The organism is Streptomyces sp. NBC_01474 (assembly GCF_035918215.1).
GTDB lineage: Bacteria > Actinomycetota > Actinomycetes > Streptomycetales > Streptomycetaceae > Streptomyces > Streptomyces aureus.
Window position 1 is genome coordinate 10,402,665 of the sequence record NZ_CP109449.1, and the last position, 20,132, is coordinate 10,422,796.

23 protein-coding genes and 3 pseudogenes are annotated in these 20,132 nt (G+C 69.5%); 10 read left to right on the top strand and 16 right to left on the bottom strand.

Features of this window, described 5'->3' with window-relative positions:
* Positions 1-81: 81 nt before the first annotated feature.
* Positions 82-204 (bottom strand): annotated as a pseudogene (locus tag OG758_RS47870) (IS5/IS1182 family transposase); the annotation flags it as partial.
* Between the two features lie 248 nt (positions 205-452).
* Here OG758_RS47870 and OG758_RS47875 point away from each other — a divergent pair.
* Entirely contained in the window at positions 453-1,199 is a 747-nt protein-coding gene (locus OG758_RS47875; RefSeq protein ID WP_326716278.1) for a transposase, read from the top strand.
* A 117-nt stretch (positions 1,200-1,316) separates the two neighbouring features.
* Here the strand turns inward: OG758_RS47875 and OG758_RS47880 are convergent, their stop codons facing one another.
* The 4 genes from OG758_RS47880 to OG758_RS47895 all read right to left on the bottom strand — a co-directional run bounded on the left by OG758_RS47880 (position 1,317) and on the right by OG758_RS47895 (position 5,290).
* The gene (locus OG758_RS47880; protein WP_326716279.1) at positions 1,317-2,468 is read right to left on the bottom strand and encodes an MFS transporter; all 1,152 of its coding nucleotides are present in this window, start codon (positions 2,466-2,468) and stop codon (positions 1,317-1,319) included.
* 59 nt (positions 2,469-2,527) lie between these two features.
* Entirely contained in the window at positions 2,528-3,103 is a 576-nt protein-coding gene (locus OG758_RS47885) for a Chromate resistance protein ChrB (RefSeq protein WP_326715650.1), read from the bottom strand.
* Between the two features lie 103 nt (positions 3,104-3,206).
* Entirely contained in the window at positions 3,207-4,622 is a 1,416-nt protein-coding gene (locus tag OG758_RS47890; protein ID WP_326715651.1) for a sensor histidine kinase, read from the bottom strand.
* The gene (locus OG758_RS47895) at positions 4,619-5,290 is read right to left on the bottom strand and encodes a response regulator transcription factor (RefSeq protein ID WP_326715652.1); all 672 of its coding nucleotides are present in this window, start codon (positions 5,288-5,290) and stop codon (positions 4,619-4,621) included. The genes OG758_RS47890 and OG758_RS47895 overlap by 4 nt, the downstream gene beginning before the upstream one ends.
* Positions 5,291-5,461: 171 nt before the next feature.
* Here OG758_RS47895 and OG758_RS47900 point away from each other — a divergent pair, with 171 nt between their 5' ends.
* From OG758_RS47900 to OG758_RS47925, 6 genes are all read left to right on the top strand, one after another.
* On the top strand, positions 5,462-6,154 hold the full coding sequence (locus OG758_RS47900; protein WP_326715653.1) for a DUF4956 domain-containing protein: 693 nt from the start codon (positions 5,462-5,464) through the stop codon (positions 6,152-6,154).
* A 2-nt stretch (positions 6,155-6,156) separates the two neighbouring features.
* The gene (locus tag OG758_RS47905) at positions 6,157-7,020 is read left to right on the top strand and encodes a VTC domain-containing protein (RefSeq protein ID WP_326715654.1); all 864 of its coding nucleotides are present in this window, start codon (positions 6,157-6,159) and stop codon (positions 7,018-7,020) included.
* Complete coding sequence (locus tag OG758_RS47910; RefSeq protein ID WP_326715655.1) at positions 7,017-7,895, top strand: phosphatase PAP2 family protein; 879 nt, start codon at positions 7,017-7,019, stop codon at positions 7,893-7,895. Before OG758_RS47905 ends, OG758_RS47910 begins: the two co-directional genes overlap by 4 nt.
* Positions 7,896-8,058: 163 nt before the next feature.
* Positions 8,059-9,342 (top strand): hypothetical protein, encoded by a 1,284-nt coding sequence (locus tag OG758_RS47915; RefSeq protein WP_326715656.1) that lies wholly within the window; start codon positions 8,059-8,061, stop codon positions 9,340-9,342.
* A gap of 167 nt (positions 9,343-9,509) precedes the next feature.
* Positions 9,510-9,650: a hypothetical protein gene (locus OG758_RS47920; protein WP_326715657.1), complete on the top strand. Its 141-nt coding sequence runs from the start codon at positions 9,510-9,512 to the stop codon at positions 9,648-9,650.
* Positions 9,651-10,047: 397 nt separating this feature from the next.
* Positions 10,048-10,245 (top strand): hypothetical protein, encoded by a 198-nt coding sequence (locus OG758_RS47925; protein ID WP_326715658.1) that lies wholly within the window; start codon positions 10,048-10,050, stop codon positions 10,243-10,245.
* Positions 10,246-10,410: 165 nt separating this feature from the next.
* Here OG758_RS47925 and OG758_RS47930 read toward each other — a convergent pair whose 3' ends face one another.
* Positions 10,411-10,863, bottom strand: a complete 453-nt coding sequence (locus tag OG758_RS47930) for a DUF6188 family protein (RefSeq protein ID WP_326715659.1) — start codon at positions 10,861-10,863, stop codon at positions 10,411-10,413.
* 164 nt (positions 10,864-11,027) lie between these two features.
* Positions 11,028-11,795, bottom strand: a complete 768-nt coding sequence (locus OG758_RS47935; protein WP_326715660.1) for a class I SAM-dependent methyltransferase — start codon at positions 11,793-11,795, stop codon at positions 11,028-11,030.
* Positions 11,796-12,294: 499 nt separating this feature from the next.
* On the opposite strand from OG758_RS47935, the gene OG758_RS47940 reads away from it, so the two are divergent.
* Positions 12,295-12,495, top strand: coding sequence for a DUF6381 family protein (locus OG758_RS47940; RefSeq protein WP_326715661.1), 201 nt, complete (start codon positions 12,295-12,297; stop codon positions 12,493-12,495).
* Between the two features lie 252 nt (positions 12,496-12,747).
* Here OG758_RS47940 and OG758_RS47945 read toward each other — a convergent pair whose 3' ends face one another.
* The 5 genes and pseudogenes from OG758_RS47945 to OG758_RS47965 all read right to left on the bottom strand — a co-directional run bounded on the left by OG758_RS47945 (position 12,748) and on the right by OG758_RS47965 (position 15,742).
* On the bottom strand, positions 12,748-13,086 hold the full coding sequence (locus OG758_RS47945) for a hypothetical protein (RefSeq protein WP_326715662.1): 339 nt from the start codon (positions 13,084-13,086) through the stop codon (positions 12,748-12,750).
* 104 nt (positions 13,087-13,190) lie between these two features.
* Positions 13,191-13,322, bottom strand: coding sequence for a hypothetical protein (locus OG758_RS47950; RefSeq protein WP_326715663.1), 132 nt, complete (start codon positions 13,320-13,322; stop codon positions 13,191-13,193).
* 538 nt (positions 13,323-13,860) lie between these two features.
* Positions 13,861-14,450 (bottom strand): annotated as a pseudogene (locus OG758_RS47955) (transposase family protein); the annotation flags it as partial.
* Positions 14,451-14,618: 168 nt separating this feature from the next.
* Complete coding sequence (locus OG758_RS47960; protein ID WP_326715664.1) at positions 14,619-14,996, bottom strand: GntR family transcriptional regulator; 378 nt, start codon at positions 14,994-14,996, stop codon at positions 14,619-14,621.
* Complete coding sequence (locus OG758_RS47965) at positions 14,993-15,742, bottom strand: hypothetical protein (protein WP_326715666.1); 750 nt, start codon at positions 15,740-15,742, stop codon at positions 14,993-14,995. The genes OG758_RS47960 and OG758_RS47965 overlap by 4 nt, the downstream gene beginning before the upstream one ends.
* A 160-nt stretch (positions 15,743-15,902) precedes the next feature.
* On the opposite strand from OG758_RS47965, the gene OG758_RS47970 reads away from it, so the two are divergent.
* Positions 15,903-16,244, top strand: coding sequence for a transposase family protein (locus OG758_RS47970; RefSeq protein WP_326715667.1), 342 nt, complete (start codon positions 15,903-15,905; stop codon positions 16,242-16,244).
* A 287-nt stretch (positions 16,245-16,531) separates the two neighbouring features.
* Here the strand turns inward: OG758_RS47970 and OG758_RS47975 are convergent, their stop codons facing one another.
* The 4 genes and pseudogenes from OG758_RS47975 to OG758_RS47985 form a co-directional block, all read right to left on the bottom strand.
* The gene (locus OG758_RS47975) at positions 16,532-16,918 is read right to left on the bottom strand and encodes a fic family toxin-antitoxin system, toxin component (protein ID WP_326715668.1); all 387 of its coding nucleotides are present in this window, start codon (positions 16,916-16,918) and stop codon (positions 16,532-16,534) included.
* Complete coding sequence (locus OG758_RS47980; protein WP_326715669.1) at positions 16,915-17,214, bottom strand: type II toxin -antitoxin system TacA 1-like antitoxin; 300 nt, start codon at positions 17,212-17,214, stop codon at positions 16,915-16,917. The genes OG758_RS47975 and OG758_RS47980 overlap by 4 nt, the downstream gene beginning before the upstream one ends.
* Positions 17,190-17,579 (bottom strand): annotated as a pseudogene (locus OG758_RS49310) (hypothetical protein); the annotation flags it as partial. The gene OG758_RS47980 and the pseudogene OG758_RS49310, both read right to left, overlap by 25 nt.
* 103 nt (positions 17,580-17,682) lie before the next feature.
* Positions 17,683-18,720 (bottom strand): NAD(P)/FAD-dependent oxidoreductase, encoded by a 1,038-nt coding sequence (locus OG758_RS47985; protein ID WP_326715670.1) that lies wholly within the window; start codon positions 18,718-18,720, stop codon positions 17,683-17,685.
* A gap of 730 nt (positions 18,721-19,450) precedes the next feature.
* On the opposite strand from OG758_RS47985, the gene OG758_RS47990 reads away from it, so the two are divergent.
* A complete protein-coding gene (locus OG758_RS47990; protein WP_326715671.1) occupies positions 19,451-19,864 on the top strand; it encodes a hypothetical protein in 414 nt (137 codons plus the stop codon).
* Positions 19,865-20,132 lie beyond the last annotated feature (268 nt).

The following is a 20,132-nucleotide window of genomic DNA, read 5'->3' on the forward strand; positions in this document are numbered from 1 at the left end:
TCGGCCTGAAGCCTCCTCCACGTATTCACCAGCTGATGGTCTGCGGGAGAGCCGGTTGGGCATCGTCATGTGGACGGCGTCCTACATGGTGAGCTTCGAGAGTCGTTTGCAGCAGAGCGCGGTTGCAAGTCCGAAAAAGGCCAGGTAGTTGGCGGGTTGGTGTTCGAAGCGGGGGCTGAGTCTGCGGTAGTCGGTCAGCACGGAGCCACGCCCAGCAGGTCGCCGGTTGGGAGGGGGACCTGTCGGGGAGCGGACTGTCATGGCGCGAGCTGGTGCGCCTCGCTGACAGCCCCTCCCCTTCGGCCGGAGGTGTCGAAGACCCGGCCGCCCGCCTCCTGCTGGCCTTGCCCCTTCTTGACGATCTCGACGTGCCCGAGGTGGCGACGGTCAGGCTGGGCGCCGCCCTGACCTCGACGGGGGAGAGCGGCAAGGTCTACGCCTGGGGCCGCGGCATTCACGGCCAGCTCGGCAATGGCAATCGCGCCACCAGCTCAGTGCCACGCCAGAAGTTGGTGACCGTGCTGCGCCGGGAGGGCGCGGATCGGGTGCGGCGCGGCCGGCCGTGGGGACTATCGCTGGAAGACCGGGTACTGCTGGTCGCCGCGTACTGGCGAACCAACCTGACCATGCGCCAACTCGCGCCGCTCTTCGGGGTATCGAAGTCAGCGGCCGACCGGATCATCGACGAGCTCGGCCCACTCCTCGCGTTCCCGCCCCGGCACCGGTTCGCGAGAGACGCTGTGCTGATCGTGGACGGCGCCCTGGTCCCCACCCGCGACCACAGGATCGCCGAGCAATCCAAGAACTACCGCTACTCCACCAACCACCAGATCGTCATCGACGCCGACACCCGCCTGGTCGTCGTGGTCGGCGACCCCCTGCCCGGCAACCGCAACGACTGCAAGGCATGGTCGGAATACGGCGCGAAGGCCGCCGTGGGCAGAGCTCTGGTCATGGCCGACGGCGGCTATCCCGGCACCGGTCTTCTCATGCTCCACCGCCGCACTCCTGGAGAGGAGTTGCCCGACTGGAAGCGGGAACACAACCGCTCACACAAACAGGTCCGGGCCCGAGTCGAGCACGTCTTCGCCCGCATGAAGACCTGGAAAATCCTCCGCGACTGCCGCCTCGAAGGCGACGGCGTCCACCACGCCATGCTCGGCATCGCCCGCCTGCACAACCTCAACCTCGCCGGATAGCCGACAGGTTTCAACAGGAGCCAACCACACTCCGACCACGTCGAAGATCATTTACGGGACAAGCCTTAACCGTCCTGGCGATGGCTACGACCGAGGACGCTGTGAGCTGAGTGTTGGTCAGCGGCTTTCGCCTCTTGCGGGGCGGACGGTGATCCTTATGGTCGTGATGAGAGCGGGTGCAGCGATGAGGAGGGCGAGTGTGGCGTAGCCGCTGGTGAGGGAAGCGGCGGTGGCGATGGTGGCGACGAGCAGGGGGCCGCCGGCGTCTCCGAGTTCGCGGCCGAGTTCGGCTGCGCCCATGGTCTGCCCGAGGCGTTCGGGCGGGGTTGCCGCGGCCAGGGAAGCGAAGCCGAGCGGGGTGATCAGTCCGGTGCCGGTTCCGATCAGGGCGGCGGCCAGCAGGACGCCGGTCAGGCCCGGGAGCATCGCGGCGGCCAGTCCGGCGGCGGTGATGAGCAGGCCCAGGGGCAGGCCCGTGCGGGAGGTTAGTCGTCCTGCGTCCAGTGCCCGGCCGGCGCGGGGCTGGACGAGTGCGGCGCAGGCTGCGAGGACGGATACGGCGGCGCCGGTGGCGAGTGGGCCCAGACCGGCGGCGGCTCCGGAGACGGGCAGGAAGCCCACGCCGATGGACAGGGCGGCGGTGGCGGCGGCCAGCGCCATGGTGGGCCGCAGGAAGGCGAGATCGGCCAGGCGTCGGGCCAGGTCGAGGACGGTCTGGCGGGCGCGAGGCAGGGGCGGTAGGGAAGGGACCGCGAGGGCCGCCCACCCTGCAACTGTGGCCGCGAGCACCGCCAGGACAGCGAACAGCAGCGTCAGGCCGCCGGCCCAGACCAGGAGGCCGCCCAGCAGGGGGCCTGCGGTGTAGCCGAGGCTCTTGTAGAAGCCGTAGGTGCCGAACGCGCGGCCGTGCTTGGCCTGCGGGTTGAGCCTGGCGACCAGGGCGGAGGCGGCCGGGGAGAACGCGGAGGCGGCCGCTCCCTGTCCCAGTCGGGCAGCCCACAGCCAGCTCGGATCCCGCACGATCACGAAGACCACGGAGGCGGCGGCGAATGCGGCCAGCCCGCCGAGCAGGACGAGCCGGGCGCCGATACGGTCGGCCAGCGTGCCGAACACTGGCTTGAGGATCACCTCCGCCCCGTCGTACAGGGCCAGCAGCAGTCCTAGGTACAGCAGTGAGCGGGTCAGGTCGGCGTCCGCCTGACCGAGGCTGGCGGCGATCCCGTGGGCTCCGAAGGCAGTGGTGAACCCGGCCGCGTACAGCGGCCACATCCTCCGCGATGCCCCGGGTGCGGGTATCTCTCCGCTGTCCCTGCTCATTGAGGGCGTGGTCATGGCCGGCCGCCGTCCGTGCCCGGCCCGAAGGCGTGCAGGGCCGTGAAGACCCGCTCGGTGTAGTCCTCGCACCGCCGCGTGCACTCGGCAAGCCGCTGCTCGGCGGCGGCGGCGCCAGGGGCCCCGAACACGTCGCGGGCTTTGAGGTCGCGGTGCCAGCGCCGCAGCCGCTCCAGGCTCTGCTCCTCCTCTTCGAGTTCGGCGAGGGTGAACTTGGCGGTGCGGATCTCCTTGTCGATCTCCGCCTCGTACTTGCCGCAGTCCGCCACGAACTCCGCCCAGTCCTCCTCGCGGGCGGCGGTGAACAGGGCCTGGAAACGGGCCGCATCATCTGCCTCGCGTCCGCTGGCCCGCAGCACGAGGGCCTCGCCGTTCGCGCGTTCGGTCAGTTCCAGCGCCCGCTGCACTCCGTCGGCGAATACGGGCACCTCGGGCACCGCCCACACGCCCTGGCCCAGCGAGAGTGCGCCGACCCGGCGCAGTTCCCGCCACACCGCGACCCGGTGTCTCGAAGGCTGCGAGGGAAGCCGCAGCACCAGCACCACCCACTGCGTCAGCGATTCGCCAGTCACCAGACAAAAGTAACATCCGTTACATCACGTGAAGGTATGGCTGTCACTAGGGGGAGAGGGCGGGGCCGTACAGGGCTTGTGTGCAGCTGCGGCTGCCCTGGGGTCAACAGGGGATGTCGAGGGTGACGGCGGCACCGTTCGGGGTGTTCTCGGCGTGGGCTGTGCCGGCGTGGGAGGAGGCGACTGCGGCGACGAAGGCGAGGCCGAGGCCGGATCCGGGGCTGGTGCGGCTGGCCTCGGCACGGGTGAAGCGTTCGAAGGCTTTGGGCAGGAAGTCGGCCGGGAATCCTGGGCCTTCATCGGTGACGGTGACACGCAGGTGTCCGTCGTGGGCGGTCGCGGTGATGTGGACGTCGCCGCGGCTGTGGCGCAGGGCGTTGTCGACAAGGTTGCCGATGGCCGGACGGATCCATGAGGCGTCCACGGCGACGGTCGCGGGGGCGGCGTTGACGGTGATGGTGCGGCGGTCGCGTGCGGCGGCCGGTCGGTGGGGGTTGACGGCGGAGGCGATGAGTTCGTCCAGGTCCACGGGGGCGCGGGTGACGTCGTCGGTGGCGCCGAGCTGTTCGAGGTCGAGCAGGGCGTTGGTGAGGTCGATGAGGCGCTGGACCTCGGTGTCCACCGAGCGGAGGGTCCCGGTCAGTTCGGTGGCGGAGCGGGGGCGGTGCAGGGCGACGTCGAGTTCGGCACGCAGCAGGGAGAGCGGGGTGCGCAGTTCGTGGCTGGCGTCGGCGAGGAAGCGGCGTTCGCGTTCGGCGGCGGCTTCGAGGCTTGCGAGCATGTGGTTCAGGGTGTGCCCGAGCCGGGTGAGTTCGTCGTCGCGGTCCTCGGGAACGGGCAGCCGTAGGCCGGAGGTGCCGTCGGCCAGGCTCGCGGCGTGCCGACGGTAGCGCTCCACGGGGTCCAGGGCCGCGCGGGCCGTGCGGTAGCCGACGTAGGAGGCAGCGATCAGGGTGAGGCCCGCGGCGATGGCCAGCTGGGCGAGCAGTTCGCGCAGAGCTTCGTCGCGGTGCCCGCGGCGCAACGCGGCGACGGCGATCACCCTGCGGTGGTCGGGCAGCTGCACCTGCTGGGCTTTGATCCGCAGCGTGTGCGGGTCGAGTGGCAGCAGCCCTCCGATGTCACGGCGAATGGTGGCGCCGTCCGTGACGGAGGTGATGTCGGCGGGGGAGAGCAGTTGCTTCGTACGGACGAGGCTGCTGGCCTCGACGATCCGCCCGTGGCTGTCCAGGATCTGGTAGGCGCTGCCGTCCGGGCCGCCAAGTTTCCGCCCGGCATGGAGGTCGTTGAGGAGGTCGTGGTTGTAGGTGGCCAGGTCCGCGTCAAGCTGTTCGTCCAGGGCGTGCTGGACTCGCCAGTACACCAGGCCGGTCGCTCCGCCCAGGACGACGGACATGGTGACGGCGACAGCCAGGACCAGGCGCTGCACGATCGGCAGCCGCTGCCAGCGCCGCAGGCCTCGTGGTCGGCCGGCCGGGGCGGCCACCACGTGCGGTGTCGCAGGCGGCGGCGCGCTCACGTCCGGGTCTCCAGGCGGTAGCCGGTGCCGCGCAGGGTGGTGATGGTGTCCCGGCCGAACGGCTTGTCGATCTTCGCGCGGAGTTTGGAGATGTGGACGTCGACGGAGTTGCTGGTGAGGTCGGCCTCGCCGTCCCATGCCTCTTCCAGCAGCCGTGTCCGGCTCACCACCCAGCCGGCGTTCTCCATGAGGATTTCCAGGACGGCGAACTCGCGCCGGGACAGATCCAGCTCGATGCCGGCCCGCCACGCGCGCCGTTCATCGGGATCGAGGACCAGGTCGCCGACCTCGAGCCGGGCGCCGAGGGCGGGCCGGCGGCGGGAGATCGCGCGCAGCCGCGCGCTCAGTTCCTCCAGAGCGAAGGGTTTGACGAGATAGTCGTCGGCGCCGGCATCCAGTCCTGCGACGCGTTCGGTGATCGCGCTGCGGGCCGTCAAAAGCACCAGGGGGACGTCGTTGGCCTCTCGGCGCAGCGTGCGGCACACCTCGACGCCGTCCATGCCGGGCAGCATCACGTCCATGACGACGGCGTCCACCCGCGGATCGCGGGCCGCGTCGAGCCCGCTGGGCCCGTCATAACACCCCTCGGCGGTATGTCCGGATTCACGCAGGTATTGGACGATCAGGTCGGCCAGCCGAACCTCGTCCTCGACAACCAGAAAGTGCACGCCGAAGGGTAACCCGGTCGGCGTCAGCCGCCGCGCGCTCGTCGGCACTCCAGGGCACCGCCAAGGCTTCATGGTCTGTTAATGCAACTTCTCTAGCGTGCGTCGCCTTACGGCAGCAGCCGGCTTCGACCGCCATCAGGGCGGCCACTGCCAGGAACGGAGACCATAATCATGCACGCCGCGACCCTTCTGCTCGCCGACAAGTCCCTCGCCTCGGCACTCACGCCGGCAGACCTGATGGCCCGCGCCGGCCTGGATGTCCTGGTGCTGCTGGTGCTGGTCGGTTGGCTCTACCGGCGCCGCCGGTCTGTGCCGGAGATGCCGCTGGCCCTGGCTGCGCTCAACCTCGGTCTGTTCGCCGCGATGACCGCAATCAGCGCCGGCAAGTTCCCCTCCGGTGTCGGGTTCGGTCTGTTCGGCATTCTCTCCCTGGTCCGGCTGCGCAGCGCCGCCTTCACGGTCCGCGACGTCGCCTACGCCTTCATTGCGCTGGTGATCGCGCTGAGCAACGGACTGCCGCAGCGCGAAACCTGGATGATCATCGGCATCGACGCTGTCCTGCTCCTCGCGGTCCTGGTGATCGACTCCCCTGCCTCGCACCAGCCCACCCGCGTCACGAAGGTCACCCTCGACCGGGTCTACCGCAACGCCGAGGACATCCGCGCCGACCTGACGGCACGGCTCGGCACCACACCACTCGCCGTCGAGGTCGACGAGATCGACTACGTACGGGAGACGACCCGCGTCTCCGCCCGCTACGTCGTGGAGGACAGCGAGCGGGTCTTCGTCCCCGGGCAGCGGGACGGGCAGGATTTCTCGCCGGCTCCGGTCGATCCGGCGGCCGGTGGAGGGAAGTCGCTGTGACCATGACGCCCACCGTGGCATCGGATACCGGGGTGGCGGTCCTGCCCCGCGCACGGATCACCGAGCTGCTGCACCTGGAAGGGCTGCGACCGGCCTCACTCGCCGAGATCGATGGCGCGGCCGCCCTCCAGCACCGGGTGGACCGCAAGTACCTGATACCGGCCTACTCGGCGGAGCAGCTGATGTCCCAACTGGCCGAGACCCACCATGTCCTGGACATCCACGGACGCCGTACCACTGCCTACCGCACCACCTATTTCGACACCGAGCACCTGGCCGCGTGGCGCGCCCACATGCAGGGGCGCCGCCGGCGGTGGAAGGTGCGCACCCGGCTGTATGCCGAGGACCGGCTGTGCCGCACGGAGGTCAAGACCAAGGACGGCCGCGGCGCCACCGTCAAGCACGCCCATACCGTCGACGCGGGCGCCTACGGGCGCCTGGAGGCCGGCACCGAGGCCGCCGCCTTCGTCGACCGCGTGCTCTGCGACAGCGGGATAGAGGTCACCGCCGCCGAACTCACCCCGGCCGGCGAGATCCGCTACCTGAGGGCCGCCCTCGCCGACCTCGAAGCCGGCACCCGCCTCACGCTGGACGGCGCCCTCTCCTGCCACCGCGACGACCGCACCGCCGAGCTGGACCCCGGCTACTTCCTGGTCGAGACCAAGGGCACAGCCCGTCCCGCCCGCGCCGACCGGCTCCTGCTCGGCCTGGGCGCCAGGCCGGTGTCCATCAGCAAGTACATCGTCGGCCTGTCTCTGCTCGTACCGGGACTGCCCGACAACGACGTCCGCCGCCTCGCCCGCACCCGCTTCCACACCCTCCCGCACACCGAAGCGTCCCGCGCCGGAAGGAACTCCCCCGCATGAACAGCCCCCGCCGACTGAAGTGGCAGTACCCCCTGATCGCCGTCGTCGCCGCCGGCGCCGCCGCCTTCGGCCTGGTCCACGCCACCGACGCAGCCCCGGCCGCCTCCTCCGCCTCGGCGAAGAAGAAGCCCGGCGCGACCGACCTGATCAAGGCCGACCCGCCGCCCGTGCTCTTCACCGACGCCCAGGTCGCCGATGTCGCCAAGCAGCAGGCGGCGCAGAAGCACACCGCGGACGCGCTGTTCGCCAAGTGGAAGGCCGCGCACGGCTCCACCCGCGACGACAAAGCGTTCCTGACCTGGGCCACGCAGCAGGTCCCGGCCCCTCCGGGCAAGGCGGAGCGCACCGCCGAACTGCACCAGGTGCAAGCTCTCGCCAAGACCCGTACCGCCGCCGGCAAGAAGGCAGCGACCTGGCTCGAAACCCACGGCAAGAGCGACATCTGGAAGCTCTACGGCCACGACCAGCGTGAGCTGCTGCCCAAGGAGCAAGGGGCCGCTAACAAGACCGAGCTGAAGACCGCCCTCAAGCTGGCCAAGGCAATCACCGAGAAGGTGGCCGCCCGCGACAAGCAGCCCGCTCCTTACGTCCTCGACCCGTCCCTGCGCCCCGACAAGCACGTGACGGCCGGGCAAAAGGGCCCCTACTCCTACCCCTCGCGGCACGCCGCCAAGTCCGCCGCCGCCGTCACCCTCCTCGGCGACTGGGCCCCGCACCGCGCCGAGGACTACAAGGCGATGGCCGCCCAGGTCCTCTACTCCCGCCTCTACATGGCCGGTCACGTGAACAGTGACATCACTGCCGGCACGCTGGTCGGCGACCTCGTCGGCGACTACTTCCAAAACGCCGCCGCCACGTCGGGCGCCGGGAAGTAGCCTCCGCCGTGCTCTCGGACGTGCCGCTGCGGCCGCGGCCCCGCCCCACCCGGGAAGGGATCGCGGCCGGCAGCGCTCTGCCGCTGGCGGCGGTCGCACTCGCCTTCCTGCTGTCCCAACTACTGTTCGTGGCCCCGGATTGCATCTGGCCTGGGACGAGTCGGTGTACACCAGCCAGGTCGCCCCGCACGTCCCCTCCGCGTACTTCAGCGCGCCGCGCGCCCGCGGCTTGCCCGTGCTGATCGCACCTCTCACCCTCCTTACCTCGTCCACACTCGCGCTGCGGGTCTATCTCGCCGTGCTGTCCGGCACCGGGCTCTTCGTCGCCCTATGGGTGTGGCGGCGGCCGCGTCCCATGCCAGTGCTCGCGCTGGCCGGAACACTCTTCGCCGGCCTGTGGGTGACCCAGCTCTACGGACCGCAGGCCATGCCGAACCTATGGACGGCCCTCAGCGCACTCACCGCGGTCGGCTGCTTCCTGCGTGCTGCCGCGAACCACAGCGATCGGCGGGCACTCATCGGGCTCTGTCTCGCCCTCGCAGCCGCGGCGCTCTTTCGCCCCACGGATGCACTGCGGCTGTCCCTGCCGATGGCGGCCGCCGGGCTGGGGGTACGCAGCTGGCGGCGCCCGGCACTGCTTGCCGCCCTCGTCGCCGGACTCGCGCTGGGCGGCGCGCAGTGGGTCGGCGAGGCGTACCTGTCCTACGGCGGCGTGGCCGCACGGCTGCACCGCGCCAGCACCATCGAGGGCGGCATCGGCTGGCATGTCGCGGTCGGCCACCAACTGCGCACACTGGCAGGCGGCCCCGAACTGTGCCGCCCCTGCACAGTGCCCTGGAGACGCCACACCAGCGCGATCTGGTGGTTTGTTACCCCGGTCCTCACACTCGGGGCGGCATCCTGGCGGCTGCCCGCGCCCGGCGCCTCGCCACTGCCCTGTTGCCACCCCTCTGCGCGATGTTGGCGCTCCGGAAAGACGTTCGCCGCTTGCCCTCTAACCTTTCCTCTTGGGGGTGGGATTATGGAAAATTCGATCTTGGTCGACTCCATCAGGTACTCCGCTGTGTGCCAGGGATGCGGCGCCGAAGCAGAGTGGTGCGGTGTCCAGGCGCTGGTGGGTGAGGAACTGCGGTGGGATGTTGAGTCGACGTGTCCGGCCTGCGGGTTTGCCCTGGCTGTTTGTGGTGGTGATCTGCCGGAGGAACTGCGGGGCCGACTGCTCTCCGAGCACGGGCGGGCAAGGTTGCAGGTAGCCCCGCCGACGAGGAACGCCGCCATCATGCGGGTGCTGCGGGCGGAACTCGGCATCGGCCTGGACGGCGTCCGGGCCGTGCTGGAGCAGGTCCTGGCCGGGCAGTACTCAGGGACTATGCCCGAGATGGAGCTCCTGGCCCGGAAGCTGCGGGCATCAGGCATCGAAGCGGCCGCTTCACGGGCGGTGGATTAAGTGAGCCTGCCGGGTGGAGCGACTGGGGCCCGCGAGGACGGCCGGCCCACGCGGCAGGCCGTCGGGTAGTGGGAGGGATCAGCCAGCCTTGGCTGCCTGCTCGGCGCGGGCTCGGGTGCCGGCGAGGCGCGTCCAGATCCGCCCGGAGCATCCCGTCGATCACCGGCTTGTACGGATCCAGCGCGCTCTGCCTCGGCGGAAGCTGCTTCCTCGGCGCGGGCCAGACCGAGTCCACGGCATTGCGGACCGTCCGCCACGACACGTTGTACTTGCGCTCGATCTCCCGGATCTTCATGCCGCTGCGGTGATCACGCCGGATCGCCGCGTACAACTCGACCTTCGACATCTGCGGCATGACCAGGACCTTTCACCAGGAGCATCCCGATGCTGCCCTGGCAAGCACCCCAGTGACTTCGAAACTCGTGAACATCACCCGACCGAGAATCTGGTGCCTTCCAAACCCATGAACAACCGGCTTCACAACACGTGAATAGAGCCAGTCCGGTCGCTGCGCGTTCTCGCATGAGGAAGGGGGACCACTGTGTAGATGGTCCCTTCGCCTGTGCCTGTGCCTGGGACCGGGCAGAGCGTCCTGCTGCTCACCCTGTTGGTCTCGACAGTGCGTACTGGGTCCGCCGCCGCGAGAACCTGATCCGCTCCGGCTGGCTCAAGCGCCACCTCGACAACGACGGCCAGGGTCGCCGCATGGAGATCTACCCCGTCGACCAGTCTGCCGTCACCCCCAGCCGCGCCCGGACGAACATCACCGCACGCTCGATCACGGTCCGATACGTGTGGGCCGACATGGTCGATGCCTGGGCCGACCAGGACGCCAGCCTGATGGATGAGATCTGGGACGACATCATCACCGACCTCGACAGCGACTACGCCGCCTACGCATAGGTGTCCTCCGTCGGCATCGGCGCCTGACACCATTGTGGCGTCTCACGAACCGTGTCCTAATCTCACGGCGGATGTCCTAATCGGTGTCCGCTCGTGAGACTCCGCAGGTCAGCGGCTCGCGCCCGGCGACCATGCCTGTCCCGTCGCACTCCGGCTGGCAGATTCTCAATGCTCTGCAGACCGACCTTGCGGATTCTCATTCGCCGCGGAGGCAGACCAGACGCCGAGGTCGCCTCCCGGCAGGGACACGAACCGCCATCCTCCAGGTCCTGTGATCTGCCATGCCTCGAACGCCTCATCGGTTGGACACGTCAGATGCGTGCCATCCTCGAACACCATCCGAAGCGTGCCGGACTTGAAGGCGACCGCAGAGACGACCTTCGTCCCGAAGAGCGGGAGGGCTGCGGCCACGTCCTGAGTCTCCGGCACCAGAAGCACACCGGGATTGGTGTGGGCCGCCCCGGATGAGAGCCGAGCAGGCGTTTCGAGTACGACTTCCCAACCTTCGTCGAGGGCCAGCGTGAGGCGGTAGTCGACAGTGATCCCAGCAACGCCCCACCCTCGGAGATTCAAGATCCACCGGTCATGGTGTTCAACCGGCTCAGCTTCGGTACTCATCACCCCACCATGGTGCCCGGCCCAGCCGAGGGCGAGTGACGGTCATCAGGGATTCCCCCGAAGCCAAGTCTGTTGAGAATCCGGCGAGGTGTGTTCTCGATCGTGCCGAGGAGGCGGCCAAGGCCGGCTGATGCCTGCTCTCCCACGCCGAGAAATGGAGTCACCTACTGGCAGGCGCGGGCCACGAGCAGCGGCTGGAAGAAGCCAGTCTCCTGCGGCGTCCGCCACTCGGGGTCGACAAGCCCGGCCTCCACCGCGAGGCCGGCCAACCGGTCGTGGCTGAGCGCCCAATAGGTGGTCCGGCGGACCTGGACGCGCCATTTTCTGCCTGCCGGAAGGAGCTGGAAGTGCTCCAAGTCGTAGTGCTCGCCGTCGTCGTGCCAGTGCCAGAGCTGGAAGGTGACGGTTCGTTCCTTGCTGTCCGCGCTCTGGTGAACTTGTGGAGAGGTCGAAGCCGGGCGGTCGCGCAGCAGGTTGTCGTAGTCGCGTGTGCTGACCAGCAGCAGTCCGTCGGGACGCAGCACGCGGCGCATCTCGGCCAGGGCGGCGAGCACATCCTGCTCGGTCAGCAGGTGAGGCAGCGAGTTGTCGGCGCAGACGACGGTGTCGAACCGGCCGTCAGGAAACGGGAGGTGTCGCATGTCGGCGGCGGCCGTGCGTATACGCAGGCTTCGGCGGGTGGCCTCGCGGGCAGCGCGGGCGGTGGCGCGGGGGCTGAGGTCGGTCCCGGTGACTCGGTGCCCGCGCAGCGCCAGGCCGATGGCCTGCGTGCCGATGCCGCAGGAGCAGTCGAGTACCGCCGCACGATCCTGGCCGATCAGGGTGTCCAGGGCGTCCCCCTGCCGACGAATGCTCGCGTCCCAGTCTGAATAGATCAGGTGGTAGTTGTCAGCCAGTTCGTCGTAGAAGTGCGCCACCGATATCTCGGGCATGGCCCGACGTTACTGCGCCTGATCCCCTGGAGGCGCCGAATATTTCCGTGATCGAAGCGAACGCCCTCACTGACGACAGTGCCGTCATTTCCCGTGAACATCTGCGAGCGTGTTGATCGTCGGCTGCCGTTGAAACTCATCGGCAAACGCTGCTGCTGAACGTGAACGAAGCCATCGGCTTCGCCGGCACCACAGGCAGCCCCAGCGCAGACGGCTTCATCAAGCAGAGGCCCCGGCCACGGTCGACGGCCGTGCATCCAGTGAGGTTCCCGGGTTGGGACAGGCCGCGGCCGACGCCGACCATCTCGTATCCGATCTTGTGGGACAAGGGCCACTGAGCGAGGCACCCCACGACGTGAGCAGGGTCCGGCACACAAGTCGTTCCGCGAGAGCGTTCCCAACTGCGCAGATAACAGTGGGTGATTGATCGAGATGCCAGGGGTGGCGAGGCCTGTTTCGCTGATGTGGCCCGCTCTTCCTCATCACCCAAGGAGTGATCATGAGCGTTGCAGGCGAGTCCGGTCGTGCCCAGCAGATGCGTGCCCGGGCTAAGGACCTCGAGCAGGCCGCGGAACGCGCCACTGACCCGCAGGAGCGTCAGCGCCTGAAGGACCAGGCCCGCCACCTCAAGGCGCAGAGCGAGCACGCAGGCGGTACGCGCACGCCGGACACCGACCCGACGGTGTCGTCCCACCGGTAGCCGAGCATAGACACCGGCCGGGGGTCGACCCGCGTGGCTCTCCGGGCACGCGAGAGGCCCCCGGCCGGTCACTGCTGTCTCCGCTCAAGAAGAACGCCCCCGCCGCCAACAACACCGGCAAGACCACCGCACCCCACCGGCAGTACCGCCGAACGTTCCGCGAGCGCGAGCACCACCAGGGCGCCGGCCGTGATCGACGGCAGTCGCGGGGCCATCATGGGGGAGGGCTTTTCGGTGGCGGAGCCGGTCGGGTCAGGACGACAGTGTGACCAGCCGGGTGTGGTCCTGTGTGTCGACGCAGGCCTGGTAGGGGTTGGGGTCGCCCGGCCGCTCCTGGCACTGCCACGTGGTGCCCGCCCTGCGGACCTGGACGGGTTTGGCCGCTGTGCCGTGCCAGGCTTTGGTGTAGGCGGCCGCCGCCTGCAGTGCGGCCCGGCAGGGCACGTTCCCGGTCGCTGACACCGCGAGCCCGGTGGCCTTATCCGTCCCGCAGTAGGCGGCCTTGGGGGCCGTGCCGGAATCGGCGAACGACTGGGCCGCAGCGGCGAGGCAGAAGACGGCGGCGCCCAAGAGGACCGCAATCCTTCTCATCCTGATCGAGTGCACGTCGATACCTCCTCATTCCGGGTTCTCCGGGTTGCCTGGGCTGTGCGCTGTCTGGAACCGAGTACCTGGATGTGCTCCGCGTAACCGTCTCACTGCGTACCGGCATCCTGGGTGACCACGGTGACCGCGTCGCCGGTGGGGGCGGGGATCGGGTCGGTGGCGGGCTGGTCGTCCGGGGTCGGGTTCGGAGTCGGGTTGACCGTGGGCTGGGCGTCGTGCACGTCCTGGCGTCCGCCCCCGTGAAGGCATGTCCGGCCACGGCCACAGCCACTGCCCCGGCGGCTGCCCCGGCCCCGCGAGCGACCGCGCCCAGTGTGTGCCCCGCCCCATCGGACGGCTGCCGCCGAGCCCTCGAAGCGCATCGCCGGGCCGCGCCGCCGTCCCGGGTGGACCCGGCCATCGCGCAGGCAGTCGAGCGGCAGACCACCGCGATGCGCGAGCTCAGCCGTCGAGCGTTCCCCGAACCCGAGACCGTGCCAGACGATGCGCCGGCCGCGCCCTGGCGGCCCGCGTCCAGCGCCGCCGCCAGGGCGCGGCGACCGAGGTCGCCGCCCTTCGCCGGGCCCGTGCCGAACGGTCCGGAACGCCGTCTCCCGTGACCGTTCCCCGGTCGTTGAGGAGGACGGCGTAAGCGACGCGGAGACGACCTGGCGGCCGAGGGCCTGTCGCACCGTCAGGTTGTGGTACTTCCGCAGCCGGTACAGCTCCCAGCACGACAACACCGTCACCGACACCGGGGCGCCGAGCAGGCACGAGGTCGGCGATCCCTTCCGTTCTCACGGTGCTCTGGTCGTGCATCCGGCCGCGACACGGATCGCGCCGGTCCACAGGGTCCGGCCCGCCTCGTCGCTGACCACGGTGGCCTTCTTGGTGTTCTGCCGCAGTTTCCCCGAGACGAAGGCGCGCCGTCCCGGCTTGTTGGCCTTGGGGCGGCGCACCTTCACCTCGGTGCCGTCCAGCCGCAGTTCGACGACCTTGGCGCGGGCGTAGGCGAAGACGTCGGCCAGGGTGTGCAGGCGCACGTGGGGCTCGCCGGGGACGGCGAAGCCGCGGGCGGCCAGCAGCGGGCGCACCTCGTGGACCGCGCGGGTGATCGTGGAGCGGTCCGCACCGTAGAAGACGGCCAGGGCCGCGTGGGGCAGTTGGAAACGCAGGATGACCAGTGTCGCGATCACTCGATCGGTGAACACCAGCTGGTGGTCCGGGCCCGCTCCCGCGGCGCGGAGCCGGCTGTGACCTCGCCGGTTGTGCAACCGGCCCTCCTCGGCTGCCGTCCACGGAGCGGTCAGCTCGGCGAGCAGCTTGCCCAGGTGCTTGCGGGAGATGCCGGTGCAGATCCGATGCGACAAGGCCGTGGGGGAGTTGTCTCACAAGAGCCCCAACTCGCACGGCTGTTGTCATCTTCCCGGGCCGACTCCGCGACCATCGCGCACAACGTCGTACGCGGGACGAGGGCCGCGGCGGCACCGTCGTCCCTCCGCGCCGGCGGTTGCAGGGCCCGCCCCCCCGTACAGCCGCTACTCGTCCAGCGCGTCCCGTACCGCCCGCTGCACCGTCTCCCTGTCCGCGCCCAGGCCCCGGGCCTCGGTCACGAAGCGGAGGGCCAGTTCCGCCAGTTTGGCCGGGTCTGGTGTCCGGGTCAGTGCCGGAAGCGGGGCCACCCGTGTCCCCGCCCCACGGCGGGTGCGGATCAGGGACGCCGCCTCCAGTTCGCGGTAGGCCCTCGCCACCGTGCCCGCCGCCAGGCCCAGGTCGGCCGCCAGCTGGCGCACCGTCGGTAGGCGTTCCCCCTCCGGCATGCGGCCCGTGGTGATGAGTGCGGCCAGCTGGGCGCGGATCTGTTCGTAGGGCGGGACGGGGCTCGCGGTGTCGACGTGGACGGCGGGACCGTTCACCGGCGCACCCCGGCCTTGGGCGCGATCACCGTGAACAGACACCACGGCACGGTGACGAGGGCGACCAGGGCCGTGGGCCACAGTGCCCAGTTCGCGAGGCGCCCCACCGTGCCGTCGCAGCCGATGTCCATCAGCGCGCCCGACGCCGTCGAGGCGGCGCCGAGAAGGGGCGCGGAGACCAGCAGCCCCCATGCGGCGACGATCGCCAGCGACCGGTCGCGGCGGGTCTGCTCGTCGCCGGGGCGGCGGGCGATCCGGGTCAGGGACCAGACGCACGCGGTGGTGGAGACGGCGAGGGCGGCGAGGATGGGCAGGCCGTAGAAGAGGCCCGGCCAGGGGCTCGTGCTCGCCGTGCTTCCGTCCGGGCAGGTCACGGTCAGGGAGCGCCCGGCGCGGCCCATGTCGTCGGGCGAGGCGGCCACGGCGGCCACCGCCAGCAGGACGACGAGGACGGCGGCCTCGGCGAGGAGCAGCAGGGTCATGCGCGGTGGCGCGTAGTCGCGAATGCGGCGCGGCGCGAGACCGGCCGTGCGGACGGTTCCCCGCGGCGGCGGTGTCAGCGCGTCGCCCACCAGGACGCCGGCGACCGCGCAGAGCCCGAACACCAGGATGGCGTACAGGATGCCGACGCCGAGGCCGTCGTTCGAGCCGACCAGGCGGGCGGCGACGAGTCCGACGAGCAGCCCGGCCCAGCGCGCATAGCGGTCGGTGGCGGTCGGGCGTGGGACGGTGCCGAGTTCGTGCATGAGAAACCCCCGTGTGCTCGCACTTGTACTCACCGCTTGTATCAAGCGGTGAGTACAAGATGCGGCCCAGTGGGAGCTTGTGTCAAACGGTTGGTACAACTCGCGTGTCCGGCACCACCCAGCCGGTCACCTCTCCGAGCCCGACCCGTGTCGCGGCCGGATGCACGACCAGAGCGCCGTGAGAACGGAAGGGATCGCCGACCTGTTGGAACAGTTCCCCGACGTCAAGGCAAAGGTCGACTCCGGCTACCGAGGCCTGGCCAAGCAGTTCCCCGACCAGGTCAGCGCCCCGCCGCTGAAGCCGAAGAAGAACGCCCCGGCCCAGGAATGGGCAGCGTACGAGAAGGAACGCCACCGGCAGTCCTGCGAGCGTATCTGCGTGGAGCACGCGAACGCCGAGCACAAGCAGTGGCGCCCCCTCCAGCGCTACCTCGGCCGCCGCGACTACTACGACCAGACCCACCTCGCCATCGCCGGCCTGGTCTCCGACCGCAGGGCCTAGAGGTGACCACCCCAAGCCGAACCGCCAGGCCAGCACACCCCACCCTCAACCGCGCAATCGCGCACCACGTCGTTAGTAGTACCGGCACGCGCCAACACTGTCCCCGGGGAGTGAGCCCACTCGGCTCGCTCCCCGCCAGTGCCGGTCCTCCAGCCCCACCCGCAGCCCGCAACCTGCCGGCTTTCTGCGGCCGGCCGCTTTGGGACTCTGGTCAGCCCGCCGGCGCAGAGACAAGGGCGCGCCTTTGGGCCGAGGACGGGGCGCCCGCTGCGACGCCCTGTGGGGGATCAGCTGACAGTCCAGTCGCGGAGCCAGCGAGCGATGCCGGCCACACTCAGCTGTGTGGAAGCGGCGTCGCGGACGAGATCGACTGCAGCCTTGACGGGGTAGTCGAGGCGGTTTCCGTTGAGGATCAGATACGCCTCAGTGGCGTGCCAGGCGAAAGCAGCATTCGAGTGCTCGAGGCAGGGGAGCCGTGCCAGGGTCTGAAGGAGTGCGCCCGCCTTCAGGTTCAGCGTTGCGTAGATGTCGTGCTCCAGGGCGCGCGCATTGACGCGTGCGACGGCCGCGTACAGCGGCCCGTAGTCGTCGACCTGGGGGTCGCCATCGAGGAGCTCGGCGGCGTGGAGCAGGAAGGTCACGTCGAGCGGATGCACGGGGACGGGCTGGGTCACGCGGCGTGCTCCTGCCCGTGCCCATCGAGATCACGCCGCGCGCGCTGTTCGGCCGCCCGGTGCTCCGGGCTCGGATCCAAGCTGTCGGACGCGGCGCGAAAAGCGTCACCGCTGCGGGCCATGGACTCCTCGAATGCCGCCAGGAACTTCCGCTCGACTGCAGTCGCCTTATCAACGGCGGCGGAGAGGATGTACTCCTGCAGGCTCATCCCTTCCTGCCGGGCCGCCGCTTCGATTGCTGCGCGCTGCGCCGGGTCGGGGAACCGCAGGTTCAGGGCCTTCGGATTCTTCGCCATGGTACCGATGGTACTACTGGCCCCAATATGGGGCTGGGTGCGACGCCGGCGACCGGGTCGACGCCGCGGCGAGAGGTCTCGGTGCTTGCCGACCGAAGTGGGTCAGGTGGGGTCGGCCGGCGGGTACGGGGACGGCCTTGACGTGGCGGGTCCGCTTGGTGATGGGCTTGGCCGGGGTCCGCGGTGCGGGCTCGGAGCCAGTTGCGCAGGGCGGGGGCGGTCCAGGTGATACCCGTGGCCGCCGAGGCGTCCAGCAGGTCGGCCGGCTCGGCGCGGTCCTCGGGGCCCGGGATCCGGGCGGGCCGACCTGCTCGGGGAGCATCCGGCAGCCCGTCCAGCCCGCCCTTCTCGAAGCGGTGAACGAAGGCGCGGACTGTGACTGTGACTGCGGGTGCGGGTGCTGTTTCGCGATGACTTCGCCAGTCGCTGAGCTCCGATGTTCTTGATCAACGTCGTGGAGAAGTGGTGTCAGTGGGTGCGGAGGCGGCAACGCCGTAGCTCGGGGGCCGGCCTGCCGGTCACGAGTTCGTCTGCGATGAGCCGTCCGACGGTGGGTGCCAGGGTGATGGCGGAGTGCATGACGGCGACGTAGACGGATCGATCGTTTGTCGCGTATCCGATGACGGGTCCGTGCGCGGGCATGGGGCGTTGGCCGGTGTGGTAGCCCAGCAGGCGGCACTGGTCGCTTCCTTGGAAGGCCGCCTTCATGCGCTGGAACGCGTCTTGAACGGACCGTTCAAGTGCTGCTGTGCCTTCGACATGCGGCACGACCAGCAAGAAGTCGCCTTCCCGAACTTCTCGGACCTCGAAATCAGGGCCGGCCACGATCGTCTTGACCAGGCCAGGCGGTGCAGTGACCCGCGCGAGGGTGGCGGGGGAGGCGGCAATGGCCAGGTCGGCCGAGAGCGGCTCGCAGAGCTTGGGGACCCGTGTTCCGGCAGCGAGTACGACGGTTGCGGCGGCGTGGAAGCCGGTCGAGGTCAGCACTCCCTCGACGCGTCCGCCTGCCACCTGCAAGGAAGTGACCGCGGTGTTGTGGAGCACGGTTGCTCCGTGAGCGACGGCGGCTGCCACGAGTGCGTGGGTCAGTGCCGCTGGGTCGACGCCTGCGTCGCTCGGGATGTGAATGGCCTGGTCGGGTGGGTGTCGGAGGTGGGGCTCCAGGGCTGCGATGTCACTTCGTCCGATGCGGAACTGGCCCGGCCCCGGCCGTGAGTCCTCAGCCTGTGTGCTGGCCCAGGACAGCGAGCCGGTCCGGCGGACGGTGATATGCGGCAGTTCGTTCTGCAGGCGTTGGTAGTCGGCCAGGACGTACTCGCGAAGGTCCTGCGCTCCGCCGGGCCAGTCGCCTCCCGCACCGCCGATCCAGGCGAAGGAGTCTCCTGTGACCCCGGTGGCCGGTGAAGGTCCTTGTTCCAGCAGCGTCACCGGGACACCCCGACGGGCCAGGTGGTAGGCCACTGAGGAGCCGACGATTCCCGCACCGACAACAACAACGGCTGACATGAGGTCCCTCTTCGATAGGCCAACGACCGTTCAGGCTGTGGCGGCAGCCGTAGAACCACAGTCAGGCCGCTGCCGGGAAGGCGCAACGGGATTTGCTGCGACTCGTCTTGCTCAAGGAGAACCGAACGTGCCGCCTGGAGAGCTCAGATCGCATGCTGGAACCTCATCCCCTGCACGAGGAACACGCCTACTGCCAGTCGATGACGGGGTACCAGGGCGAAAAGCGGCCAGGACGCTGCAAGTTCTGCGAAGCCCAGTGCATCTGTGCCTGCCACAACGCGCCGGCCCGGTGAACTGCCTGGTGCGTCGGGCGCAACGACCCAGAGCCGTCACTGCCCGCAGTGCGGGCACCGGCCGCTGAGCCGGCCCCGCGTCTGTACCACCAGGCCTCGCTCCCTGAGCCGTCGCAGGTGATACGCGACGCTGGACGTGCTGGTTGAGGTTCCCCCGTTGCTGGGGAGTTGCTGATCAGCTGGTCAGAGCGGGTTGACGGGTGTTCAGGTTCGTTGGTTCGGCCGTCGCCTGAGGGCGAGTGGCTTCGTTCACTGTCAGCGACAGCGTTTGTCGATGAGTTTCAGCAGCAGTCGAGCGTTCGCCTGTCGGGGTATGGTCACGAGAAGTGACGACAGTGCTGTGTCGCCCAGACGGGCGGGTGATCGACGTCCGTGACTGGACCCTGCCGCTCGGGTGTAGTTGCTCATGACCCGGACGAGAGTGCGAAGATGCGTTCGTGGTGACAGATGCCGAGTGGGCTGGGATTCGCCGGGGGTTGTGCTTCGGGCAGGTCTTCGAGGGCACCGTGGTGAAGGTTCCCCGGCCCGGTGCGATTGGGATCTTCGTGGACATCGGCCTGAGCGTCGGAGGCTTCGTCGACGTCCTGTGGCTTCCGGAACAGAGCGATGACTGGCCGGCGGAAGGCACGGTTGCGGATTTCGAGATCTGGTGGGCAGACAGCCGTCAACAGATCCGGCTGCGGCCGTTGGACTCTCGGTATCAGCGGAATGACTTCGCAGATTCCGAGACACGTTTCCGTCCCAATTGGCCATCTGAGGTCGGTCAGCCCGTTCTTGATCCCGGCCCCCCGACCCTCGATGAGGTGCGGTCCGCGCTGCGATCTGACGGACCGGCGGCCAGCTCCCCGTGAGTTCTGGTGAGGTGGCTGACTGTCGTGGCGAGAGCTAGCCGGCCCCGGCCTCGGCTCGAGCACGACTTTCGACATCTGCGGGCATGAACAGCACCTTTCACCATGAGCATCCCACTGCTGCCCTGGCAAGAACCGCAGTGCTGTCAAAGCTCGGGTTCTGGCTCATTTTCCGTGGAGCATGCACGCTGAGTGACGGGTCTCGGGCGAGTCGGCCTTGGGTAAGTTGCCTGGAATTGGCCCGTACCGGGCGCAGTGTGGCCGACAGTGC